The sequence below is a fragment of the Streptomyces sp. NPDC054872 genome (assembly GCF_053610705.1).
In genome coordinates this window covers 245,970-268,068 of the sequence record NZ_JBSGYY010000001.1, presented here as the reverse complement: position 1 = coordinate 268,068, position 22,099 = coordinate 245,970, and the positions used below count along the sequence as shown (strand labels likewise).

20 protein-coding genes are annotated in these 22,099 nt (G+C 71.5%); 8 read left to right on the top strand and 12 right to left on the bottom strand.

The features are described 5' to 3' along the window. Window positions 1–33: 33 nt before the first annotated feature. From ACWGIH_RS01155 to ACWGIH_RS01115, 9 genes are all read right to left on the bottom strand, one after another. Window positions 34–657 carry a 4'-phosphopantetheinyl transferase family protein gene (locus tag ACWGIH_RS01155; RefSeq protein ID WP_453443833.1) on the bottom strand — a complete coding sequence of 208 codons (624 nt, stop codon included), beginning with the start codon at window positions 655–657 and terminating at the stop codon, window positions 34–36. Further along, on the bottom strand, window positions 654–863 hold the full coding sequence (locus ACWGIH_RS01150; RefSeq protein WP_453443835.1) for an MbtH family NRPS accessory protein: 210 nt from the start codon (window positions 861–863) through the stop codon (window positions 654–656). The genes ACWGIH_RS01155 and ACWGIH_RS01150 overlap by 4 nt, the downstream gene beginning before the upstream one ends. Beyond that, window positions 860–4,747, bottom strand: a complete 3,888-nt coding sequence (locus ACWGIH_RS01145) for an amino acid adenylation domain-containing protein (RefSeq protein ID WP_453443837.1) — start codon at window positions 4,745–4,747, stop codon at window positions 860–862. Before ACWGIH_RS01145 ends, ACWGIH_RS01150 begins: the two co-directional genes overlap by 4 nt. Then, window positions 4,744–4,974: a phosphopantetheine-binding protein gene (locus tag ACWGIH_RS01140; RefSeq protein ID WP_453443839.1), complete on the bottom strand. Its 231-nt coding sequence runs from the start codon at window positions 4,972–4,974 to the stop codon at window positions 4,744–4,746. The genes ACWGIH_RS01145 and ACWGIH_RS01140 overlap by 4 nt, the downstream gene beginning before the upstream one ends. 1 nt (window position 4,975) lies before the next feature. Next, window positions 4,976–5,608 (bottom strand): isochorismatase family protein, encoded by a 633-nt coding sequence (locus tag ACWGIH_RS01135; RefSeq protein WP_453443841.1) that lies wholly within the window; start codon window positions 5,606–5,608, stop codon window positions 4,976–4,978. Between the two features lie 82 nt (window positions 5,609–5,690). Then, entirely contained in the window at window positions 5,691–7,316 is a 1,626-nt protein-coding gene (locus ACWGIH_RS01130; protein ID WP_453443842.1) for a (2,3-dihydroxybenzoyl)adenylate synthase, read from the bottom strand. Next, complete coding sequence (gene dhbC / locus ACWGIH_RS01125; protein ID WP_453443844.1) at window positions 7,313–8,533, bottom strand: isochorismate synthase DhbC; 1,221 nt, start codon at window positions 8,531–8,533, stop codon at window positions 7,313–7,315. Before dhbC ends, ACWGIH_RS01130 begins: the two co-directional genes overlap by 4 nt. A gap of 39 nt (window positions 8,534–8,572) precedes the next feature. Further along, a complete protein-coding gene (locus tag ACWGIH_RS01120; RefSeq protein ID WP_453443846.1) occupies window positions 8,573–9,376 on the bottom strand; it encodes a 2,3-dihydro-2,3-dihydroxybenzoate dehydrogenase in 804 nt (267 codons plus the stop codon). After that, window positions 9,373–10,356 carry an ABC transporter substrate-binding protein gene (locus ACWGIH_RS01115; protein ID WP_453443848.1) on the bottom strand — a complete coding sequence of 328 codons (984 nt, stop codon included), beginning with the start codon at window positions 10,354–10,356 and terminating at the stop codon, window positions 9,373–9,375. Before ACWGIH_RS01115 ends, ACWGIH_RS01120 begins: the two co-directional genes overlap by 4 nt. A 226-nt stretch (window positions 10,357–10,582) precedes the next feature. Here ACWGIH_RS01115 and ACWGIH_RS01110 point away from each other — a divergent pair, with 226 nt between their 5' ends. From ACWGIH_RS01110 to ACWGIH_RS01100, 3 genes are read left to right on the top strand one after another with little or no spacing between them, the layout of a single operon-like run. Then, window positions 10,583–11,602: a FecCD family ABC transporter permease gene (locus ACWGIH_RS01110; RefSeq protein WP_453444046.1), complete on the top strand. Its 1,020-nt coding sequence runs from the start codon at window positions 10,583–10,585 to the stop codon at window positions 11,600–11,602. Continuing rightward, complete coding sequence (locus ACWGIH_RS01105) at window positions 11,599–12,705, top strand: FecCD family ABC transporter permease (protein ID WP_453443850.1); 1,107 nt, start codon at window positions 11,599–11,601, stop codon at window positions 12,703–12,705. The genes ACWGIH_RS01110 and ACWGIH_RS01105 overlap by 4 nt, the downstream gene beginning before the upstream one ends. 4 nt (window positions 12,706–12,709) lie before the next feature. Further along, window positions 12,710–13,531: an ABC transporter ATP-binding protein gene (locus ACWGIH_RS01100; protein WP_453443852.1), complete on the top strand. Its 822-nt coding sequence runs from the start codon at window positions 12,710–12,712 to the stop codon at window positions 13,529–13,531. On the opposite strand, the gene ACWGIH_RS01095 is transcribed toward ACWGIH_RS01100, so the two are convergent. The 3 genes from ACWGIH_RS01095 to ACWGIH_RS01085 all read right to left on the bottom strand — a co-directional run bounded on the left by ACWGIH_RS01095 (window position 13,515) and on the right by ACWGIH_RS01085 (window position 16,971). Beyond that, window positions 13,515–14,618 (bottom strand): amidohydrolase, encoded by a 1,104-nt coding sequence (locus ACWGIH_RS01095; protein WP_453444047.1) that lies wholly within the window; start codon window positions 14,616–14,618, stop codon window positions 13,515–13,517. The genes ACWGIH_RS01100 and ACWGIH_RS01095 overlap by 17 nt on opposite strands. A 101-nt stretch (window positions 14,619–14,719) precedes the next feature. Beyond that, entirely contained in the window at window positions 14,720–16,114 is a 1,395-nt protein-coding gene (locus tag ACWGIH_RS01090) for a vWA domain-containing protein (RefSeq protein ID WP_453443854.1), read from the bottom strand. Continuing rightward, window positions 16,111–16,971, bottom strand: a complete 861-nt coding sequence (locus tag ACWGIH_RS01085; RefSeq protein WP_453443856.1) for an AAA family ATPase — start codon at window positions 16,969–16,971, stop codon at window positions 16,111–16,113. The genes ACWGIH_RS01090 and ACWGIH_RS01085 overlap by 4 nt, the downstream gene beginning before the upstream one ends. A 240-nt stretch (window positions 16,972–17,211) precedes the next feature. Here ACWGIH_RS01085 and ACWGIH_RS01080 point away from each other — a divergent pair, with 240 nt between their 5' ends. The 5 genes from ACWGIH_RS01080 to ACWGIH_RS01060 all read left to right on the top strand — a co-directional run bounded on the left by ACWGIH_RS01080 (window position 17,212) and on the right by ACWGIH_RS01060 (window position 22,093). Further along, window positions 17,212–17,709: a winged helix-turn-helix transcriptional regulator gene (locus ACWGIH_RS01080; protein WP_453443858.1), complete on the top strand. Its 498-nt coding sequence runs from the start codon at window positions 17,212–17,214 to the stop codon at window positions 17,707–17,709. A 114-nt stretch (window positions 17,710–17,823) separates the two neighbouring features. Next, window positions 17,824–18,357 (top strand): SRPBCC family protein, encoded by a 534-nt coding sequence (locus ACWGIH_RS01075; RefSeq protein WP_453443860.1) that lies wholly within the window; start codon window positions 17,824–17,826, stop codon window positions 18,355–18,357. Then, a complete protein-coding gene (locus tag ACWGIH_RS01070; protein ID WP_453443862.1) occupies window positions 18,357–19,418 on the top strand; it encodes an LLM class flavin-dependent oxidoreductase in 1,062 nt (353 codons plus the stop codon). Before ACWGIH_RS01075 ends, ACWGIH_RS01070 begins: the two co-directional genes overlap by 1 nt. Before the next feature lie 127 nt (window positions 19,419–19,545). Continuing rightward, window positions 19,546–21,195, top strand: coding sequence for a cytochrome bc1 complex cytochrome b subunit (gene qcrB / locus ACWGIH_RS01065; RefSeq protein ID WP_453443864.1), 1,650 nt, complete (start codon window positions 19,546–19,548; stop codon window positions 21,193–21,195). Window positions 21,196–21,235: 40 nt separating this feature from the next. After that, complete coding sequence (locus tag ACWGIH_RS01060; RefSeq protein WP_453443866.1) at window positions 21,236–22,093, top strand: metallophosphoesterase family protein; 858 nt, start codon at window positions 21,236–21,238, stop codon at window positions 22,091–22,093. The last annotated feature ends 6 nt before the right edge of the window (window positions 22,094–22,099 follow it).

The following is a 22,099-nucleotide window of genomic DNA, read 5'->3' as shown; positions in this document are numbered from 1 at the left end:
CCAGTTGGGCGGCGGACGCGGCCTGCCGCAAGCTCAGGGCGCCGGTGAGTTCGCAGTGGCGACTGCTGCCGTGTAGCCCTTCGGGGTCGCCACGTCTCGTATCGTCCAGCCTTGGACATCGAGGGGTGTGGTGCCTGTGCCCACCAGGAGTGCTGCCATGCCGTTGCCGGCGAGGCCCTCGCCCGTGCCCTTGAGGCATGCCTCCTTGCGCGTCCAGCAGCGGGCGAAGGCCAAGGGCCTTTCAGCGGGCGGGAGTTCGCGCAGCTCCGTCTGTTCCTGTGGGTGCAGGGACGCTGCCACGTCTGCCACCGTGTTCGCGGACGGGAGCCTCTCCACGTCGGCGCCGACCGGGCGGTCAGCGAAGGCGAGCAGGGCCAGGCCGTCCGTGTGGGAGAGGGAGAAGTGCGGGCCCGCTCCTCCGGCCACCGCGGGACGGCCGTGCGGGGCACCACACAGCGGGCACGGCAGCCGCACCAGCTCCACCGCCGCCGGATCGATGCCGAGGTACGCACCAAGCCGTCGCCGCAGTGCGGTGTGCGCCGCCGCGTAGAGCTCCCGATCCGCGGGGCGCCGCAACGCCGCCGCCCGGCGCCGCTCCTCCGCGTCGAGGAGCGACACGTCGAGCGGGGCCGGGTGGACCAGCTGGATCTCCGTCACGCGGGCGGATCCTGGAGGCGGGCGACGCAGCGGCCGTACGTCTCGGGGCCGTACGCCGTGGTCCAGCCCTCGGGCGCGGCGCGGAAGACCGGCCACAGGGAGTGCTCGCTGAGCGCGTTCTCCAGGACGAGGTGGGTCGGCTCGGTGTCGGCGCCGACAGGGGTGACGGGGGCGACCGGGTCGAAGGGGCCGGGTGTCGTCGTCATGCGTGGTCCAGCTCCTTGAGGCGGGCGGCGAGGACGGCGCAGACCTCGTCGAGGCGGCGCGGCTGGGTCAGCTCCGGGTGCAGGCAGTCCACGTCATGGTTGTCGATCGAACCGGTGACGTACGGCGCCCAGGCCTCCCTCGTCAGCCAGTCCTCGGCGCGCGGCGCGGCCGCCGTGAAGAACAGGGCGTCGCCCTCGAAGGGACGGTGGTCGTGCTCGCGCATCAGGCGGGCGTTGTTGACCACGATGTCGAGGACCGCCGACAGCGTCCGGTCGGGCAGGCCCGCCAGGGCGCTGCCCTCGCGTTGCAGCGTGGCCAGGACGTCCTCGCGGGTCATCTCGTCCGTACGGTCGTAGCCGGCCATCCGCAGCAGCGCCGCCAGTGCGTCCGCCTCCTCCGGGACCACGGCGTCGCGCCACTGGTCCGAGGGGTAGGCGTCGAGCAGCGCGAGCAACTCGACCTCCTCGCCCGCCTCTTGCAGGAGTACGGCGACCGTATGGGCGAGGACACCGCCGACCGACCAGCCGAGCAGCCGGTAGGGGCCGTGCGGCCGAACCGCTCGCAGTGCCTCGACATACTCGGACGCCATCTCCTCCATGGTGGAGGGGAGTTCACCCTCGCCGCGCAGACCGCGCGCCTGGAGTCCGTACACCGGCTGCCCGGGGTCGAGCCGCGAGAGCAGCCCCGAGTAGCACCAGCTCATGCCGCCCGCCGGGTGGAAGGCGAACAGGGGGGTGCGGTCGCCGCCCGCGCGGAGTGGAAGCAGCACGTCCAGGGAGTGGTCGGCCGCGCTGTGGTCCGCGTCCAGGAGGGCGGCGAGCGCCGCCGGGGTCTGCGCCTGGAAGAGCGTGCCGATGGTGAGCTCGGCGCCCAGCGTGTCACGGACCCTGGCGACCAGGCGGGCCGCGAGGAGCGAGGTGCCGCCCAGGTCGAAGAAGGCGTCGTCCACGCCCAGTTGAGGCACGCCGAGGATCTCGGCGAAGAGTCGCGTGAGCGTCTCCTCGCGGTGGCCGCTCGGCACCCGGCCGCCGTCGCCGGAGCCCTCGAAGGCGGGAGCGGGCAGGGCACGCCGGTCCAGCTTGCCGTTCGGGCTGAGCGGGAACTCGTCCAGGACGAGGATCGCGCCCGGCACCATGTAGTCCGGCAGCGTACGGGCGAGCCGGGCGCGCAGTTCCTCGGGATCGGGGTCGGACCCGCTGTCGGAGGGCGTCACGTAGCCCACGAGCCGCTGATCGCCGGGCCGGTCCTCGCGGACCAGGACGCCGGCCGCGCCCACCACCGGATCGGCGGCCAACTCGGCTTCGATCTCGCCCAGTTCGATGCGCAGGCCGCGCAGCTTCACCTGATGGTCGGTGCGGCCCAGGTACTCGATCTCGCCGTGCATGGTCCAGCGCGCCACATCACCCGTGCGGTACATACGGGTGCCGGGCGGGCCGTAGGGGTCGGCGACGAAACGGGACGCGGTCAGTTCGGGCCGCCCTAGATACTCGCTCGCCAGCTGCGTCCCCGCGAGGTACAGCTCGCCCTGGATGCCGGGCGGGCACGGCTGGAGCGCCGCGTCCAGGACGTACAGGCGTGTGTTCCAGACGGGCTTGCCGATCGGCACCGGGCCCGTCGCGTCGGTGGCGCACGGGTGGTACGTCACGTCGACGGCGGCCTCGGTCGGACCGTACAGATTGTGCAGCGGCACGCCGTCGAGCACGCGCCCGAACTCCCGCACCGTCTCACGCGGCAACGCCTCGCCGCTGCAGAAGACGTGCCGCAGGCCCGTGCAGTCCCCGGCGGCGGGCTCGGACAGGAACACCTGAAGCATCGACGGCACGAAGTGGCAGACAGTGATGCCCTGTTCGCGGATGACGCGCGCGAGATACGCCGGGTCCTTGTGGCCGCCGGGCTCGGCGACGACGAGTGTCGCGCCCACCCGCAGTGCCCAGAAGAACTCCCACACCGAAACGTCGAAGCCGGACGGCGTCTTCTGCAAAACCCGGTCACCGGCGCCGAGTTCGTACGTCGCCTGCATCCAGCGAAGCCGGTTGTCGATCGCCGAGTGTGGCACGACGACGCCCTTGGGGCGGCCGGTCGAACCGGACGTGTAGATGACATAGGCGGGGTGGTGCGGGGTGAGCGCGCGCGGCGGGTCGTACGAGCCGTACGGCGTCGTGTCCAGGCTGTCCAGGGCGACGACCGGCACGCCCGACGTGGGCACCCGGTCGGCGCGGTCGGCGATCACGCAGGCCGGGCCCGCGTCCTGAAGCATGTACGCGAGGCGGTCCGCCGGATAGTCCGGGTCGAGCGGGAGGTAGGCACCGCCCGCCTTCAGCACGGCGAGGAGCGTGATCACCAGGTCCAGGGAGCGGGGCACGGCGACCGCCGCGAGCGCGCCCGGACGTACGCCGACCTCGACGAGATGGTGGGCGAGGCGGTTGGCGCGGGCGTTCAGCTCGGCATAGGTGAGCTCCTGATCGCCGAAGACCAGGGCGGTGGCATCCGGAGTGCGGACGGCCTGGCCCTCGATCGGGCCGATCAGCGTGGTGGGCGGCACCGGGTGCGCGGTGGCGTTGAACTCCTCCGTCACCAGGGAGAGTTCCACACGCCGTGCGATGGTGTGCTCGGCCAGCGGGGTGTGCGGTCCCGCGTCGGCGATGCGCTCCAGGAGCTCCATGAACCGCGCCTGGTGGACGCCGAGTTCGTCCGGCTCGTACAGGGCGGGATTACCGTCGTAGTCGATGCGCAGGCCGCTGCCGTCGGCGCGGTCGTAGACGTTGACCGTGAGGTCGTCGACCGGGCCCGCCGACAGGTTGTGGGCGTCGGTACGGGCGCCGGCGAAGGTCAGCCCGTAGTCGAACGGCATGACGTTGATCAGCGGCCCGACCAGGGACCGGCCCTCGCCGAGGAGGCCCAGGTCGCGGCGGATGTCCTCGTAGCGGTAACGCTGGTGGCGGCGGGCGGCGCGGATGCCGAGCACCACCTGCCGGGTCAGCTCCGCGAAGGTGGCCTGCGGGGTCACGGTGAGCCGCAGCGGCAGCACGTTCATCACCATGCCGGGCACGCGAAGGGCCACCGAACCCATGCGGCCCATCATCGGCAGGCCGAGCACGACCTCGGCCGAGCCGGTGGCCCGGGAGACGTACAGAGCCTGCGCGGCGACGAGCACCTCGGGCCAGGTCGCCCGCATCGAGGACGCCGACTCCCGCAGCCGCGAGGTCGCCTCGGGGGAGAGGTGGGCGCTGCGCCGGTGGAAGGTGCGGGAGGGCAGCGCGGTCCGCCCGGCCAGGTTGGGGGCGTCGGGGCGGTCGGCGAAGGCGCCGTCCCAGAAGCGCCGGTCAGTCTCGAACGTCTCCGAGGATCGGTACGCGGTGTCCTCGGCGACCAAGTCCTCGAGGCGCCCGAAGGGGCTGTCGCCGGGCTCGTCGCCCGCGGCGAGCGCGGTGTAGACCTCGGCGGTACGGCGGGCGAGCAGCGAGTAGCCGAAGCCGTCCATCACGATGTGGTGCACCCGCTGGTACCACAGCCACCGCTCGTCGCCGACGCGGAACAACGCGTGTGCGAACAGCGGCCCGGCCGCCAGGTCGAACGGCGTGGCCAGGTCCTCGCGCATCCACGCCTGCGCCTCGGCGTCCGGGTCGGACGCGGCGCGCAGGTCGCGCACCTTCAGCGGCAGCGTCGGGTCGACGACCTCCAACTGCTGCGGCCCCTCGGCCCCTTCGATGATCCGTACGCGCAGGGCGTCGGCCTCCGACACCACCTGGCGCAGCGTCCGCGCGAACAGCGCCGGGTCGACGGGACCGTGGATCTCCAGGCACTCGGCCGTGTTCTGGGCCGGACTGCCCGGGTCGAGCGCCTGCGCGAACCACATGCCCGACTGGGCAGCGGTGAGCCTCATGCCGAGGCCCCTAGGATCGGCGCCCAGGCCTCGATGGCGGGCTGTTCGGCCAGGTCCACGAACGTGGCCGTGATGTCGTGCTCGCGGCGCCAGCGCTCGATGAGCGACATGATGCGCACCGAGTCGAGGCCGTAGTCGACGAGGTTCTCGTCGACGGGGATGTCGGCCGGGTCCTCGCCCAGGACGTCGGCGACGTCGGCCCGTATGAGTTCCACGCTGAGCGCCATGTCAGATCCCCTTCAGAACCGCGTCGGTGGTGGTGACGACCGCACAGCGGCCGGCCGCGTAGCGCAGGGCCATGTCGTGGTCCTCGCGGGAGAAGTCGGCCACGGCGTCCGCGACGACGAACGCCTGCACGTCCCGCATCCAGGCGTCGCAGGCCGTCATCAGGACGCCGATGTGCGCGTACACGCCGACGATGACGATCTGGTCCCGGCCCGCCTCGCGCATGCGCTCCTCGAGGTCGGTGCGGACGTACGCGCTGTACTTCCATTTCGTGAGCACGGTGTCGCCGGGCTCCGGCGCGACCGGGCCCGCGATGGCCTTGGCGTGCTCGTCGTCGGGCAGCCCGGGACCCCAGAAGTCCTGCTGCAGGCCGCGCTCCTGCGGCGTCTGGCCGCCGGGCTGCGCGGAGTACAGGACGGGAATCCCGGCCGCGCGGGCCGACTTCGCCAACTCACCGACGTTGGCGAGGAGTTCGGTGGTCGGCGAGGTGTCGGGGGTGTAGGCGGTCAGGAAGTGGTTCTGCAGGTCATGGACGAGCAGCACCGCCCGCTGCGGGTCGATGGTCCACGCGACCCGGTTGTCGGGCAGCTCGTCGGACGAGGGCATCGGGTACGGCGTGACGGCGGGGAGCGCCATGGTGGGGCCTTTCGGGAACTCAGGAAAGCTGGGTGCATCGGGGTGCTGCCGGGCAGGGGTCAACTGCCCGGAGCGGCAGAGGTCAACTGCCGGGAGCCGCGGCGGTCGTCCGCTGGTCCTTCTTGCTGATCTTGCCGATGCCGGTCTGCGGGAAGGCGGTCACGAACTCGACCCGGTCGGGGACCTTGTACGCGGCGAGGCCGCGCTCCCGCACGAACTTCTTGATGACGACGGGCTTCAGCGGTTCGGCGTCCGCGCGCAGGATCACGTACGCGAGGGTCCGCTCGCCGAGGTACTCGTCGGGAACGGCGACGACCGACACGTCATGGACGTGGGGGTGGGCGAGGATGATGTTCTCGACCTCCTCCGGCGCGATCTTCTCGCCGCCGCGGTTGATCTGGTCCTTCGCCCGGCCCTCCACCACCAGATGCCCGGTGGGGGTGCGGCGCACGATGTCGCCGGTGCGGTAGAAGCCGTCGGCGGTGAACGAGCGGGCGTTGTGCTCGGGCGCGCGCCAGTAGCCGCGGATGGTGTACGGGCCGCGGGTCAGCAGGTGGCCCGCCCGGCCGTCCGGGACCTCCTGGTCGAGGTCGTCGACGATGCGGATCTCGTCGTCCGGGGAGATCGGGCGGCCCTGCGTGGTGACGATGGTCTCCGCCGGGTCGTCCAGACGCGTGTAGTTGACGAGACCCTCCGCCATCCCGAAGACCTGCTGGAGGGTGCAGCCGAGCGCGGGGGCGACCCGGCGTGCGGCCGACTCGCTGAACTTCGCGCCGCCCACGAGCAGCACGTCGAGGCTGGAGATGTCGTACGGAGTGGTGCGTCCCGCGTCCGTCCACACCAGGGCGAGTGGCGGGACGAGACCGGTGATCGTCACCCGCTCGCGCTCGATGAGCGGGAACGCGGTGTCCGGGTCGGGCTGCGGGCACATCACGACACGGCCGCCCGCGTACAGCAGGCCCAGTGAACCGGGCGACGACAGCGGGAAGTTGTGGGCCGCGGGCAGCGCCACGAGGTAGACGGAGTCCTCCGTCACCCCGCAGAGCTCGTTCGAGCCCCACAGTGAGTACATGTAGTCGTCGTGGGTGCGGGGGATCAGCTTGGGTACGCCGGTGCTGCCGCCCGACAGCTGGAGGAACGCGAGGTCGGAGGGCTCGGGCCCGTCGATCTCGATCGGCTCGCGCGGCACGTCGGCGAGCGCCGTGTGCTCGCCCGGGTCGCCGACCACGAACACGTCACGCAGCGTGGGCACGTCGGCAAGAACCTTGGACGCCAGGTCACGGTGGTCGAAGCCGCCGACCTTGTCCGGGATGACGTAGGCGACGGCCTCGGTGAATTCACAGAAGTAGTGGATCTCCGACTCGCGGTGCGCGGGCAGCGCGAAGACCGGCAGGGCGCCGATCCGGAAGAGCGCGAAGATCACCTCGAAGAACTCGGCGACGTTCGGCAGCTGCACGACCACCCGGTCACCCTTGGAGATGCCGCGTGCCGCGAACCCGGCCGCCAACTGGTCGGCCCGTACGTCGAGTTCGCCGTAGGTCCAGTTGCGGTCCCCGTCGGTGACCGCGACCCGGGCAGGGTGCGCGTCGGCACGCTCGCGGAGCATGCCGCCGAACGTCTCGCCGCGCCAGTACCCGGCGGCGCGATACCGCTCGGCGAAGACCTCGGGTATCGGTGGCGCGTCCGTGCGGCTGTCCGTCGTCGTCATCGGTCGACCCCCACCGCGTCCAGGAACGTACGGAACTTGGCGCCGGTCTCGGCGCGTTCGGCCTCCGGCGACGAGTCGGCCACGACACCCGCGCCCGCGAAGAGCCGCAGCCGTCCGCTGCCGTCCTCGGTCTCATCGGACTCCGCGCAGCGGATCGTGACGACCCACTCGCCGTCGCCGCGTGCGTCGCTCCACCCCACCATGCCGGTGTAGTGGCCGCGGCCGAAGGGCTCCAGCTCGCCGATCACGTCACGGGCGTGTCCGGTCGGGGTGCCGCACACGGCCGGGGTCGGGTGCAGGGCGGTGGCCAACTCCAGTGCGGAGGTGGCTGGTTCGGCCAGCTCGCCGGTGACGGTCGTCGACAGGTGCCACATGGTGGCGGTGCGGACCAGCGTGGGGCGCTCCGGCACGTCGAGGTCGGTGCAGAAGGGTGCGAGTGCCTTGTGCACGGCGTCCACGACGACGGCGTGCTCGTGCAGGTCCTTCGCCGATTCGAGCAGCGCGGCCGCCCGGCGCACGTCTTCGGCCAGGTCCGCCGAGCGGGGCGTCGAACCGGCCAGCGGGTTGGCGGTCAGGCGGTTGCCGTGCCGGGAGACGAGCAGCTCCGGGCTCGCGCCGAGCAGGGTGCGGCCCGCGCCCGTGGGCACGGCGAAGGAGTAACCGCGCGGGTCGCGCCGTGCCAGGCGCTGAAGCATCGCGGGCAGGTCGAGCGGGCCGTCCGTGGACAGCTCCAGGGTGCGGGCGAGGACGACCTTGTCGAACTCACCGCTCTTCATGCGGGCCACGGCGGCCTCGACCGACGCGGCGTACTCCGCGCCCGACGGAACCTCGCGCACCCGCCAGCCGCCGGCCGTGGCGGGCGGCGGCGTGGGCAGCGCCACGAGCGGGTCGGTGCGCAGGGCGGGCGCCCAGCGTGCCGCCTCGGGCACCGTGAGCACGGCGGGCTCGGTGGGGTCGAAGGGGATGGAGCCCACCACGATCGGCGCCTGGTTGCCGGCGCGCAGCTGCGCGTCCAGGGTGGCGGCGACCCGCTCCGTCAACGGCCGCTCGTCGTGGGGGACTTCGGCGGCGGTGCCGTGGGCGAGGAGGGTTCGGGTGGGCGACGCGAAGAACCGGGTGTCGCCGGGTCGGTAGGCGTCGAGCAGCGCGGTCGCCGCGCCGACGGCCCCGGGGGTGGTGGGGGCGGCGACTGCGACCACGTCGTTGGGGGGTGTCACGGATGACTCCTCGTCAAGTAGGGTAGGGCGGCGCGGCTTTCAGGCGCGCAGGGTGGCGCCGCCGTCCACGTACAGGTCGTGCAGGGTGATGTGCCTGGCCCGGTCGGAGACCAGGAAGGCGACCGCTTCGGCGATGTCGGAGGGGTCGGCGATCCGGCCGAGCGGAATGCCGACCCGGTACGAGGCGGGATCACCGTCGATGACCCGGGCCTCGGCCTGCTCGTGGTCGCCGGTCCACAGCTGCCGCTGCATGTCGGTGTGGGTGGAGCCCGGCGACACGACGTTGCAGCGCACGCCGTCGCGGGCGACCTCAAGACCGAGGCATTTGGTGAACATCGTGGCGGCGGCCTTGGACGCGGCGTACGCGGCCATCTGGGTGCGGGGCACCCCGGCGGCGTTCGAACCGACCGTCACGATGGAGCCCTTGCCCCGCGCGGTCATGCGGCGGGCCGCCGCGCGCGAGGTGTGGAAGACGCCGTTCGTGTTGACGGCGAAGGTCTCCGCCCAGTCGGTGTCGGTGAGTTCGACGACCGGGGCGGGCCTGAGGATGCCCGCCACGTTCACGAGGATGTCCAACGGCCCCACGGTGCGCTCGACTTCCTCGAACGCGGCGTCCACGGCAGCCGCGTCGGTGACGTCGAGGACCATGCCGGTGACGCGGCCGCCGCCCGCCGGCCGCTCTTCGACGTCCTGTTCCTTGACGTCGGGCGACCGGTCGGCGGCGACGACCCGCGCGCCGCGCTCGGCGAGCGCGCGGGCCACTGCCTGACCGATGCCCCGGCCCGCGCCGGTGACCAGAGCCACCCGGCCCGCGAGCTCAGGGTCGGTTATGCCGGAAGTCACTTGCCCATCGCCTTCTCGACGTCCTCCAGGACGGAGACGGCGGCCTGCGCGCCACCGAGGCTGGTCCACTTCGAGCCGTCGATCTCGGTCGTGTGGTCCTTCTTGACCGCGTCGAGCTGCTTGTACGCGGCCTTGCCCTTCAGCTCCTTGAAGAGGTCGGCGTCAGGACCGGCGGAGGCGAGGGTGCCGATGAACAGCCAGTCGGCGTCGATCTGCTTGAGGTCCTCGTCGCTGAGCGGCGTCGAGTGGCCCTCGCCCTTCTTGTTCTGGATGCCGGGGCGCTTGAAGCCGAGGTCCTTCAGGACGTCGGAGATGAACACGCCCTGCTGCATGACGGCGGTGCCCTTGGCGGAGTAACGCGCCACGGAGACGCTCGCCCCCGCGTTGTCGCCGAGGTTCTTCTTCACGTCGGCGGCCTTGGTGTCGTAGTCCTTGAGGAACGTGCTCGCCTCGTTGGACTTGCCGAGCACCTTGCCGGTGATCTCCAGGGACTTCTTCCAGTCCTTGGTCCTGTCGATCGTGACGACCGTCGGGGCTATGTCCTTCAGCTGCTTGAGCACCTGCTGGTCGGCGAGCTGCCCGGCGAGGATGACGTCCGGCTTGGCCTGCAGGACCTTCTCGATGTCGGGTCCGGTGACCGCGCCGACGACCGGGATGCCCTTGGCCTGGTCGGCCAGGTACTCGGGGGCGCCCTTCTGGCCTCTGCCCGCGGAGAGGCCGACGGGCTTGACCTTCAGGGCGAGGGCGGAGTCCAGGTCCATCTCGCTCAGCGCGATGACCTTCTGGGGATTGGCCGGAACCTTTACCTCCGCACCGGAGGCGTCGGTGACGGTGACGGCCTTCGCGGCGTTTTTGGCGTTGCTGCTGGAGTCGGAGTCGTCGGACGAGTCCGAACCGCAGGCGGAAAGCGTGAGTGCGGAGGCCAGAGTGAGGGCCGCAACCGCGGTCAGCCGGGTACGCGGGGAGTGGTTCGAGGACATGTCCGTGATCTCCATGCTTCAGTTGCCCGGCGGTCAGTCCGGACATAAGGGTTATTCCTGGCCGTGTCGGGGCATGACGAATTACCCCTGAAAGAACAGGGAGTTCGCCGCCACCCCGACTCGGGGCTCCAGGTCAAGGTTAGGTTAGGCTAACTTCATGTTGGTTGCGCAAGGGGGCCGGGTCCCAACGTCCGGATCCAGACCTCCGATACCGGGCTTGGCGAAGATGCATCGCCCCACGCTGTGGGCGGCCGCCGCCCTCGTTGTCCTGCTCCTCCTCCTCGGCCTGCTCTCGCTCCTGATCGGGTCCGGGTCGACGCCGATGAGCCGGGCCTGGGACTTCCTCACCGGGGACCCCTCCGCGCGCGCCGACGCCCAGATACGGCTCGCCGTCATGGACGTACGCCTCCCGCGTACGCTCGCCGGCGTCCTGGTCGGCGTCGCCCTCGGCGCGGCCGGCTGCCTCCTGCAGGCCGTCACGCGCAACCCGCTCGCCGAGACGGGCCTCCTCGGGGTCAACTCGGGCGCCGCGCTCGGCGTCGTGATCGGTCTCACATACTTCGAAGTGACCTCGGCCTACGGCGTGTTGGTGTGGGCCCTGGTGGGCGGCATGGCCGCCAGCGCCGTGGTCCTGCTGCTCGCCGGGTCCGGCAGGGCCGCGGGTTCGCCGCTGCGGCTCGTCCTCGCCGGATCGGCGCTCGGCGCGACCTTCCACGGCATGACGTCGTACGTACTCCTCGGCGAACAGGCCACGTTCGACACCTACCGCTACTGGACCATCGGGTCCCTCGCCGGCATCAAGACGTCCGAGACCTACCCCCTGATCCCGCTGATCGCGGTCGGACTGCTCATCGCCTTCTCCTGCGTGCGCCCGCTCTCCGCCCTCGCACTCGGCGACGACAGCGCGCGCTCCCTGGGCCACCACCCGGGTCGCATCCGCCTGATCGTCGCGGCGGCGGTGACCCTCCTCGCGGGTTCCGCGGTCGCCCTCGCGGGCCCCATCGCGTTCCTCGGCCTCCTCGCCCCGTACGCCGCGCGCGCGGTCACCGGCCCCCGGATGGCGGGCCAGTTGGTGCTCTCCGCGCTGGTCGCGGCGAACGTGATGATCGCCGCCGACCTCCTCGCCAGGGTCGTGATCCGCCCCTGGGAGACCCCCGTCAGTGTGCTGCTCGCCTTCATCGGCGGCCCGTTGCTGATCTGGATCGCCCGGTCGCAGCGGATGTCGACGGCGGGGGTGGCCGCGTGAGTACGCAAGAGATACCGGAGGCCGGGACTCCGGAACCTGCGCGGGCGCAGCAGGCCGACGTCACCCCGCCCGACTCCACCGCCGTACGCGTCGGGACCTTCTCCTGGCTCTTCCCCTACCGCAGCGCCCTCGCCGCCGTCGGGCTCACGCTGGTGATCGCGGTGGTCGTCTCGTTCGCCACCTTCGCGAGCTCCACCGGGATGAGCTTCTCCGACAGCCTCTCCGGACTGCTCGGAACCGGCGACTCCGCCACCGTCATGCTGGTGCAGGACTTCCGGCTCCCGCGGATCGCCGTGGGGCTCATGGTCGGCGCGGCGCTCGGCATCGCCGGGTGCCTGACGCAGACGCTCGCCGGAAACCGCCTCGCCACCCCCGACATCATCGGCGTCAACGAAGGCGCCACCGCGGCCGTCGTCGCCTCCGTCGTCGGATCGTCCACCGGGATGATCGGGGACTGGTGGCTCGGGCCCCTCGGCGCCGCGGCCGCGGCCATGGTCGTCGTCGCCTGCGCGGGCGGCGCGGGCAGCGGGGGATACCGGATCCTCGTCGTCGGCATCGGCGTCTCCACCGTCATCGGCGCCGTCACCGACCTCGTCATGTCCCGCGAGAACGACAACACCGCGGGCGGCGTCTTCCTCTGGACCGTCGGCTCGCTCAGCGGCCGGGACTGGAGCGTCGGCACGCCACTGTCGGTCATCCTGCTCGTCCTCGTGCCGCTGTCCCTCGTCGCCGGCGGCCGCCTTCAACTCCTGCGCTTCGACGACGACATGGCGGCCACCCTCGGCGTGAACGTCCGCCGCGTCCGTGCCGTGACCCTCGCCCTCGCCGTCGCCCTGTCCGGTGTGGCCGTCGGCATCGGCGGGCCGATCGCGTTCGTCGCGCTCGCCGCACCCGTCGTGGCTGGCCGGCTCAGCGGACCCACCCGTGTCCCGGTCATCGGCTCGGCCCTGGTCGGCGCGGCGCTCGTGGGAGCCGCCGACGCGCTCGGCCGGGTCGTCGCCCCCGTGGAGATCCCCGTCGGCGTCATCACCAGCGTCCTTGGCGGACCCTTCCTCCTGTGGGTCCTCTTCGGCAAGAACTCCGAGCAGACCGGAAAGGCCTGACCCCGTGCAACTGACCGTCGAGGCGCTCACCTCCGGCTACCCCGGCCACACGGCCGCCGTGGACGGCGTCGACCTGACCATCCCCAGCGGACAGGTCGCCGCCATCGTCGGCCCCAATGGCTGCGGCAAGTCGACGCTGCTGCGTTCCATCTCCCGCCTGCACAAGCCGAGTTCGGGAACGGTCCGCGCCGGGGACGAGGACGTGTGGCGGCTGACCCAGCGCCGCGCGGCCCACCGCATCGCGCTGCTCGCGCAGTCCCCGCAGGCCCCCGAGGCGGTCACCGTCGCCGGACTCGTCCGCTACGGCCGCCACCCCCACCAGGGCCTGTTCCGCCAGTGGTCGCGCGAGGACGAGGACGCCGTGCGCGCGGCCCTGGAGGCCACCGGCACCACCGACCTCGCCACGCGCCGCCTGGACCACCTCTCCGGCGGTCAGCGCCAGCGCTGCTGGCTGGCGATGGTCCTCGCCCAGGAGACCCCGATCGTGCTCCTGGACGAGCCGACCAGCGCCCTGGACCTCGGGCACGCCGTCGAAGTCCTCTCCCTGGTACGGGAGGTGGCCGCCGCGGGCCGCACCGTCGTCATGGTCCTGCACGACCTCGCGAGCGCCGCCCGCTACGCCGACACCGTCATCGCCATGAACGCGGGCAAGGTCGTCGCGAGCGGTCCGGCCCGCGAGGTGGTGACCGCCGAGCTGGTCAAGGAGCTGTACGGGATCGACGCGGACATCCTCCGGGCGCCGGGGGACGGCTCCCCGGTGGTCGTACCGTCCGCGAGGACGACGACCATGGGGGCTCCCGGCAAGACGGTCAAGCAGTCCGGCTGACCGCGAAGTCCGCGGCCGTCCACGCGAGCCCCACGGCCCCGTCGATCAGAGCCTGTTCGGCGGTCGGCGTGGCGGCCGCTGCGGCGAACTCCGGCTGGTGCGGGCCGCAGCCGCCCCCGCTGATGTCGAGCACCGGGTGGATGGACGGGACGACATGCGAGACGTTGCCCATGTCCGTGGACGCGAAGGGCCCGCGGCGCTGCGGTTCGGGCCGCCCGAGTGCGCGTGCGTTGGTCTCCCACAGGGCGACGAGAGCGGCGTCGGACCGGAAGTCGAGATAGTCGGGAGCGGGCTGTTCCAGCTCCACCGCGCATCCGGCGGCGAGCGCCCCCGCCCGGAAACAGTCGGCCACGCGCTCCCGCAGCTCACGCAGCTCCTCGACGGAAGGCGTCCGCAACGCATAGGCGGCACTCGCCCGCTCGGGGATCGCGTTGAGCGCGGTCCCGGCCTCGGTGGTGATGCCGTGCACCTTCCACTCCCCGGGCAATTGCTGCCGGAGCAGTCCGATGGCCACCTGCGCCACGGTCAGCGCGTCGGCCGCGTTCCGGCCGTCCTGCGGGTTGAGCGCGGCGTGCGCGGACTTGCCGGTGTACGTCACCGAGAGCGCCCCCATCGCGTACGAGTGGAAGTCGGCCACCTCGAACGGGCACGGGTGCACCATCATCGCCGCGTCGACCCCCTCGAAGGCCCCGGCATCGAGCATCAGCGCCTTCCCGGCCCCGCTCTCCTCCGCGGGAGTCCCCAACACGCGCACGCTCAGCCCGAGTTGATCGGCCACCGGCGCGAGCCCGAGCGCGGCCCCCACGCCCGCCGCCGCGATCAGATTGTGCCCGCAGGCGTGCCCCATGCCGGGCAGCGCGTCGTACTCACAGGCAAGCGCGACGGTCACGGGCCCGGAACCGATGGTCGCCTCGAAGGCGGTCTCGAGCCCGTACGCGGGAGCGGTCACCGCGAACCCGTGCCCGCGCAGCACATCCGCACACGACCCGGCGGCCTGCCGCTCCTCGAACGCGATCTCCGGATGGGCGTGGATGCGCCGGCTGAGCCCCACAAGCTCCCCCCGCACCTCACCGATCCGAGCCCGGATCTGCTCCTTGAGCCCATCGAGCCCGTCGTCCGTCACGCGTCCTCCTCGCCACTGCCACCGAACATTCCGCCCGGCCAGCTTACGGTCGGCCGCGCTCCCGCTCAGACCGGCAACAACCGCCCGATCAGCGCGCTCAGCTGCCGTGCGTTGCGGCACTCGTGCATCTCCACCAGCTCGGCGTACGTGCCCGCCGCCGAGTCGCCCGTCCGCCACTGGGCGCGGCCCTCCGGGTTGAGCCAGTACACCCGGCGGGCGCGGGCGGCGATGGTGCGCAGGGCGGGGAGGTTCGGGTCGCTCATGTTCGTCCGGGCGTCGCCGAGCACGAAGACCGTGGAGCGCGAGGTGACCGCTTCGGTGTAACGCTCGGCGAACTCGCCCAGAGCGGTGCCGTAGTCGCTGCTGCCGTGGTGGCCGGTCACCGCGGCTCCCGAGATGATGCGGCCGCTCAGGCCCTCGGGGTCCGCCGCGCCTCGCGCGATGAGGTCGGTGACCTCGTCGACGCGGTTGACGAAGGCGAACACCCGCACCTTGCTGAACTGGTCGTGCAGTGCCTGGACAAGGAGCATCGTGAAGTTGGCGAAGCCCGCCACCGAACCGGAGACGTCGCACAGGAGGACCAGTTCGGGGCGTGCGGGGCGGCGCCTTCGCAGGACCGGGCGCATCGGGATGCCGCCCGTGGACAGCGAGCCGCGCAGCGTCCTGCGCAGGTCGATGTGGCCGCGGGACGCACGGCGGCGGCGCGCGGCCAGACGCGTCGCCAGTTTGCGGGCCAGTGGCTGGACCGCCCTGCGGAGCTCGTCGAGCTGGGCGCGGCCCGCGATGAGGAAGTCGACCCGGTCGGCGGTCGGGGCGATGGCCCGGCGGGCGATCACGTCCGCGCCGCGCCGCTCGGCGACCCGGCGGCGGGCCTCGTCGCCCACGAGAGCGCGGAAGCCCTCGATGCGGCGGCGGATCTCGTCGGCGGTGAGCCGGTCGGCGAACTCGCCCTCGGCCGTTCCCTGGCGGACACCGGCCAGGACGCGGGCCAGCAGGGTCTCCGGACGGAGCCGGGAGAGCGTCTGGTGCGAGGACCATCCGTCCGAGCCACCTGTCCCTCCGGAACCCGGCCGCGTCCCGTATCCGCCCATGCCGTCGACCGCCTCGGCCGCCAACTGGGCAAGAAGGGCACGGTCGTTGGCGGCGAGCGCGGCTGCCAGGCGGTCGCGGAGGTCGTCCCTGTCGAAGCCCTGCCCGGAGCGGTCAGGCACCTTCGGCGCTCCGATCCCGCGCGGAAAGTACAGGTCGAAGACCGGATCGAAGACCGGCCGCTGCCTCTCGCCGTGCAGCAGCGCTGCGGCGAGCCCCTCCCGTACCCGCTCCCGGTCGGTGAGGCCGAGCGCCTCGATGGCCTGGGCGGCGTCCACCGTCTCGCCCGTGCCGATCCGGATGCCGTGCGCACGCAGCGCCCGCACGAGCGCGGTGAGGCGCTCCGGAACCCCGGTGGCCGGCCCGGTCACACGGTGTCCAGGTCCAGTTTGGCCGCAGCCTTCAGCACGTCGTCCTGGTGCTTGAGCACGACGCCGAGACTGTCACGTACGACGTCCTCGTCGAGGGAGTCGGCGCCGAGGGCGATGAGCGTACGCGCCCAGTCGATGGTCTCGGCGACCGACGGCACCTTGCGCAGGTCCATCGCGCGCAGCGCGCCCACCACGCGTACGACGGACCGCGCGAGGGACTCGTCGAGTCCGGGCACCTTCAGGCGCACGATGCGTCGCTCCAACTCCTCATCGGGGAAGCCGATGTGGAGGAAGAGGCAGCGGCGGCGCAGCGCCTCGGAGAGTTCGCGGCTCGCGTTGGAGGTGAGGACGGTGAAGGGGCGGCGGGTGGCGGTGATGGTGCCGAGCTCGGGGACCGTGACCTGGAAGTCGCTGAGGACTTCGAGGAGCAGCCCCTCGACCTCGACGTCCGCCTTGTCGGTCTCGTCGATCAGGAGCACCTTCGGCTCGTCCCCGCGGATGGCGGTGAGCAGCGGGCGCGGGAGCAGGAACTCCTCGCTGAAGATGTCCGTGCGCGTCTCGTCCCAGGACTCGTCGCGGCCCGCGGTGATGCGCAGGAGCTGCTTGGCGTGATTCCACTCGTAGAGCGCGCGGGACTCGTCCACGCCCTCGTAGCACTGGAGCCGGACCAGACGGGCGTCCGCGACCTCGGCGACGGCCTTGGCCAGCTCGGTCTTGCCGACGCCCGCGGGCCCCTCCACGAGCAGCGGCTTGCCCAGGCGGTCGGCCAGGAAGACGGTGGTGGCGACAGCCGTGGAGGCCAGATAGCCCGTCTCGGCGAGCCGCGTGGCGACATCGTCCACGGATGTGAAGAGCATCGGGGCCTCCGGCTTGTGCGGGTGAGCGGTCCGCGCGGTCTGGGCGCATGAGCGGGTCCGGCGGGTAAGCGTCTGCTTATGCCAGCTGATCAGTCCGCCGGGCCCCTCCACAACGCTGCCGCCGCGTTTGCGTCGAACGTCACGTGCGGCGCGACGCCAGGGCCCCGCACCGGCCGCGGCCTGCTGGGTCCGGTTCCGAGACCCACCGGGCTCCACGGCGTCCTCTCGTATCCTTGCGGCATGAGGCGGACCTCCTTTGCCGACTGGCCCTGCTCCATCGCCCGCACCATGGACCTGCTGGGCGACTGGTGGACGCCGCTCGTGCTGCGCGAGGCGTTCTACGGGATCAAGCGGTTCGACTCCTTCCAGCAGGAGCTCGGCATCGCGCGCAACACCCTGACCGACCGGCTGCGCCGCCTGGTCGACGAGGGGCTCATGGAGAAGCGCGCGTACCAGAGCGAGCCCGTGCGCTACGACTACGTGCTGACCGAGAAGGGCCGCGACTTCTTCGGTGTGCTCGCCGTGATGAACAGTTGGGGCAACCGCTGGCTGAGCGGTGACGAAGGGCCGCCGGTCGTCTTCGAGCACGACCGCTGCGGGCACGAGGCTGCGGCCGAGGTGGTCTGCGGTCACTGCAAGGAGCCCATGTCGGCCGCGGACACGCACCCACGCCTCGGCCCCGGCTACCCGGCACGGCTCGCCGAACGGCCGGACATCCGGGACCGCTTCAACCGCTGAACCCCTGTCGCGCTACCGGGCCGCTCACCCTTGACGAGTGAGTCTATCTACGCAACTCTCGTGGTCAGCGAGGCAGAGGTAGAGACAGAGATGACAGCAGAGAGGCGAGCCACGATGGAGTGGACAGGTGCGCGCTACGCGGACAAGCCGACGGTCGAGGTGCGCACACGGATAGCCGCGGCACCGGAACGCGTGTGGGAGCTCGTCTCCGACATCGCCCTGATGCCCGCCCTGAGCGCGGAACTGCGGTCGGTCGACTGGCTGGACGGAACGACACGGCCCGCGCTCGGCGCACGGTTCGTCGGCCGCAGCGAGCACGCGTCGTTCGGCGCCTGGGAGACCACGTCGTACGTCGTGGAGCACGAGGCCCCGCGCGTGTTCGCCTGGGCGGTCGAGGACCCCGAACGGCCCAGCGCCGTCTGGCGGTTCAGCCTGACGGCGGCGGACGACGGCGGCACCGAACTGACCCAGTGGATGCAGATGGGACCGGGCCGCTCAGGTCTGTCGTACGCGATCGAGCGGATGCCGGAGAAGGAGCAGAAGATCGTGTACGTGCGGATGCGGGAGTTCGAGCAGAACATGGCGGCCACGCTGGACGCGATCAAGAAGCTGGCCGAGGGCGCGGCTGCCGGGAAGGCGGACGCCTGATGCGTACGTCGACGACCATCGAGGCGTCCGGGGCGAACTGGCGGGAGACCGTCGACTTCGTCACCGAGGCCGAGAAGCTGGGGATGGACATCTGCTGGGTCGCGGAGGCGTGGGGCTCCGAAGCGCCGTCCCCGCTCGGCTACCTGGCCGCGCGCACGGAACGCATGCTGCTCGGGTCCGGCATCATCCAGCTCGCGACCCGGACCCCGGCGGCCATCGCCCGCGCGGCGATCACCCTCTCGAACATCTCCGAGGGGCGGTTCATCCTCGGGCTCGGTCCGTCGGGGCCGCAGGTGATCGAAGGCCTGCACGGGGTGCCGTTCGCCCGGCCGCTCACCCGCATGCGGGAGACCGTGGAGATCGTCCGCCTGGCGGCCTCGGGGGAGAAGATCTCGTACGCGGGACGGGAGTTCACCCTCCCGCTGCCCGACGGCGAGGCCAGGCCCATGCGTCTGTCCATGCGCGCCGAGCACGAACTGCCCGTCTACCTGGCCACGCTCTCGCCCAAGATGCTCCGCCTGACCGGCGAGATCGCCGACGGCTGGCTGGGCACCAGCTTCGTCCCCGAGGGTGCGAAGGAGGCCTACTTCGACCACCTCGACGCGGGCCTGGCCGCCTCCGGCCGCACCCGCGGTGCACTGAACGTCTGCCAGGGTGCCGAAGTGGCCTTCGCCGACGACGAGGACGCCCTGCGCGCGATGGTCGCGGGCCGCAAGAAGGAGCTCGCCTTCAGCCTGGGCGGCATGGGCTCCGCCACCACCAACTACTACAACAACGCCTACAGCAGGCAGGGTTGGGCCGACATCGCCGCCGAGGTGCACGAGCGCTGGCAGTCCGGAGACCGCGATGGCGCCGCCGCCCTGGTCACCGACGACATGGTCCTCGCCACCACCCTCATCGGCACGGAGGACATGGTCCGCGAGCGGCTGAGGGTGTGGCGCGACGCGGGCGTGGACACGGTCCGCTTCTACCCGGCGGGCGAGAGCCTGGAGGCACGGCTCGCGACTCTGGGGCGGGCGATGGATCTGGTGCGGGAAGTGGAGTTGGAGGCGCCGCGGTGAGGTGACCTCCGCCGCATGCGGGGGCCTGACCTGCGGCCCCCTAGATCGTCAACTACTGGTGTTCGAGGCCCTGTTGGCTCCGGCAACCCCTTGATCTAACCTGGGAGCCGCCTGAGGGGGTAGCCGCATGAGTGGAAGCGTCGAGCACACCCGGGACAGCAAACGCACGGCTCCGGCCGGCAAGGGGGAGCGGGTCGCCGACTGGGCGGACGGCCGCCTGGGCATCCATACCCTGGCCAAGAGCCAGATGCGGAAGATCTTCCCCGATCACTGGTCGTTCATGTTCGGGGAGATCTGCCTCTACAGCTTCCTGATCCTGATCCTCACCGGGGTCTGGCTGACGCTCTTCTTCGAGCCGAGCGGCTCCGAGGTGATCTACGACGGTGTCTACACCCCGCTCAAGGGCATCCAGGTGACCAAGGCCTTCGAGTCCACGGTCGACATCAGCATGGAGGTGCGCGGCGGCCTGCTGATCCGGCAGATCCACCACTGGGCCGCGCTCGTCTTCGTGGCCGCCATGCTCGTGCACATGATGCGGGTGTTCTTCACCGGCGCGTTCCGCAAGCCGCGCGAGGTCAACTGGCTGTTCGGCTGGACGCTGCTGTTCCTCGGGATCATCACCGGCCTCACCGGCTACTCGCTCCCGGACGACCTGCTCTCGGGCACCGGCATCCGCTTCGCGCAGGGTGCGATCCTGTCCATCCCCGTCGTGGGGACGTACATCTCCCTCTTCCTCTTCGGCGGGGAGTTCCCGGGCGACGCCATCATTCCGCGGCTCTTCAGCGTGCATGTGCTGCTGCTGCCGGGGATCATGCTGGGTCTTGTCGTCGCCCACCTGATCCTGGTCTTCTACCACAAGCACACCCAGTTCGCCGGGCCGGGAAAGACCGAGAAGAACGTGGTCGGGGCGCCCTTCATGCCCATCTACGTCGCCAAGGCGGGCGGCTTCTTCTTCCTCGTCTTCGGTGTCCTGGCGCTCATGGGCGCGATCGCCACCATCAACCCCGTGTGGGTGATCGGGCCCTACCGCCCCGACCTGGTCTCCACGGGCGCCCAACCCGACTGGTATCTGGGCTTCTCCGAGGGCCTGATCCGGGTGATGCCAACCTGGGAGATCAACGCCTGGGGGCACACGGCCGAACTGGGCGTCTTCATCCCGTTCATGCTCTTCCCGCTGATCCTGGCGGCGATTGCCGTCTATCCGTTCATCGAGGCCTGGGTCACCGGTGACAAACGCGAGCACCACATCGCGGACCGGCCGCGCAACGCCCCGGTGCGCACCGGGCTCGGCGTGGCGTGGCTGACGCTGTTCGGCGTCCTGATGGTCGGCGGCGGCAACGACATCTGGGCCACGCAGTTCCATCTGTCCATCAACGCGATCACCTGGTTCGTGCGGGTCGCTGTCTTCGTCGGGCCGGTGCTCGCCTTCTTCGTGACCCATCGATGGTGCATGGGGCTGCAGCTCCGTGACCGCGAGAAGGCGCTGCACGGCAGGGAGAGCGGCACGATCAAACGCCTGCCGCACGGCGAGTACGTGGAGGTCCATGTGCCGCTCAGCCAGGGCGAGTTGTACACCTTGACCGCGCACGAACAGCCCAAGCCGTACGAGATAGGCCCCGTGGTCGACGCGAACGGCGTGATCCGCAAGGTCACCAGGGGGGAACGGCTGCGGGCACGCCTGGGTCGGGCCATGTACGGTCCCACGGCCCAGGTGCCCAAGGCGACACCCGAGGAGTACCTGGAGATCCAGCAGGGCGGCGGGGACGGACACCATTGATCACGCCACACGGCGTCAGCCCTGCGGTTAGCCTCACGGAGTGACACAAGTACCCGAGAGGAAACCGAAGTTGTACGCCATCAGCGATCTGCATGTCGCGTACGACGACAACCGGAAATTCCTCGAGTCCCTGCGCCCGGAGACCGACGAGGACTGGCTGATCGTCGCGGGGGACACCGCCGAGCGCATGGCCGACGTCGAATGGGCGCTGCGTACCCTCACCGACCGTTTCGCCAAGGTGGTGTGGACACCGGGAAACCACGAACTGTGGACGCCACGCGACGACCCGAACCAGCTGCGCGGCGAGGCCCGTTACCGCCATCTCGTGGACCTGTGCCGCTCCCTGGGCGCCGTGACCCCCGAAGACCCCTACCCTGTGTGGCGCGGCGACGGCGGCCCCGTCACCGTGGCCCCGCTGTTCCTGCTCTACGACTACACGTTCCGTCCCGAAGGCACGCACGCGAAGCGGGACGCGCTGGAGGCGGCGCACGCGGCCGGCGTCGTCTGCACCGACGAGGTGCTCCTGCACCCCGACCCCTATCTGGGCCGCGACGACTGGTGCCGCGCCCGCGTGGCGTTCACCGAGGAGATGCTCGCCCGGCGGACGCCCGGCCTGCCCACGGTCCTGATCAACCACTGGCCGCTGGTGCGCGACCCCACCCGGATCCTGCACTACCCCGAGTTCGCCCTGTGGTGCGGCACCGAGCTGACCGCCGACTGGCACGTGAAGTACGAGGCGGCGGCGGTCGTCTACGGCCATCTGCACATCCCCCGCACCACCTGGCACGACGGCGTCCGCTTCCAGGAGGTCTCGGTCGGCTACCCCCGGGAATGGCGCCGCGACCATCACCCCGACCCGCGGCTGCGCCAGATCCTGCCGGAGCCGCGGGACGCCTGACCCTCC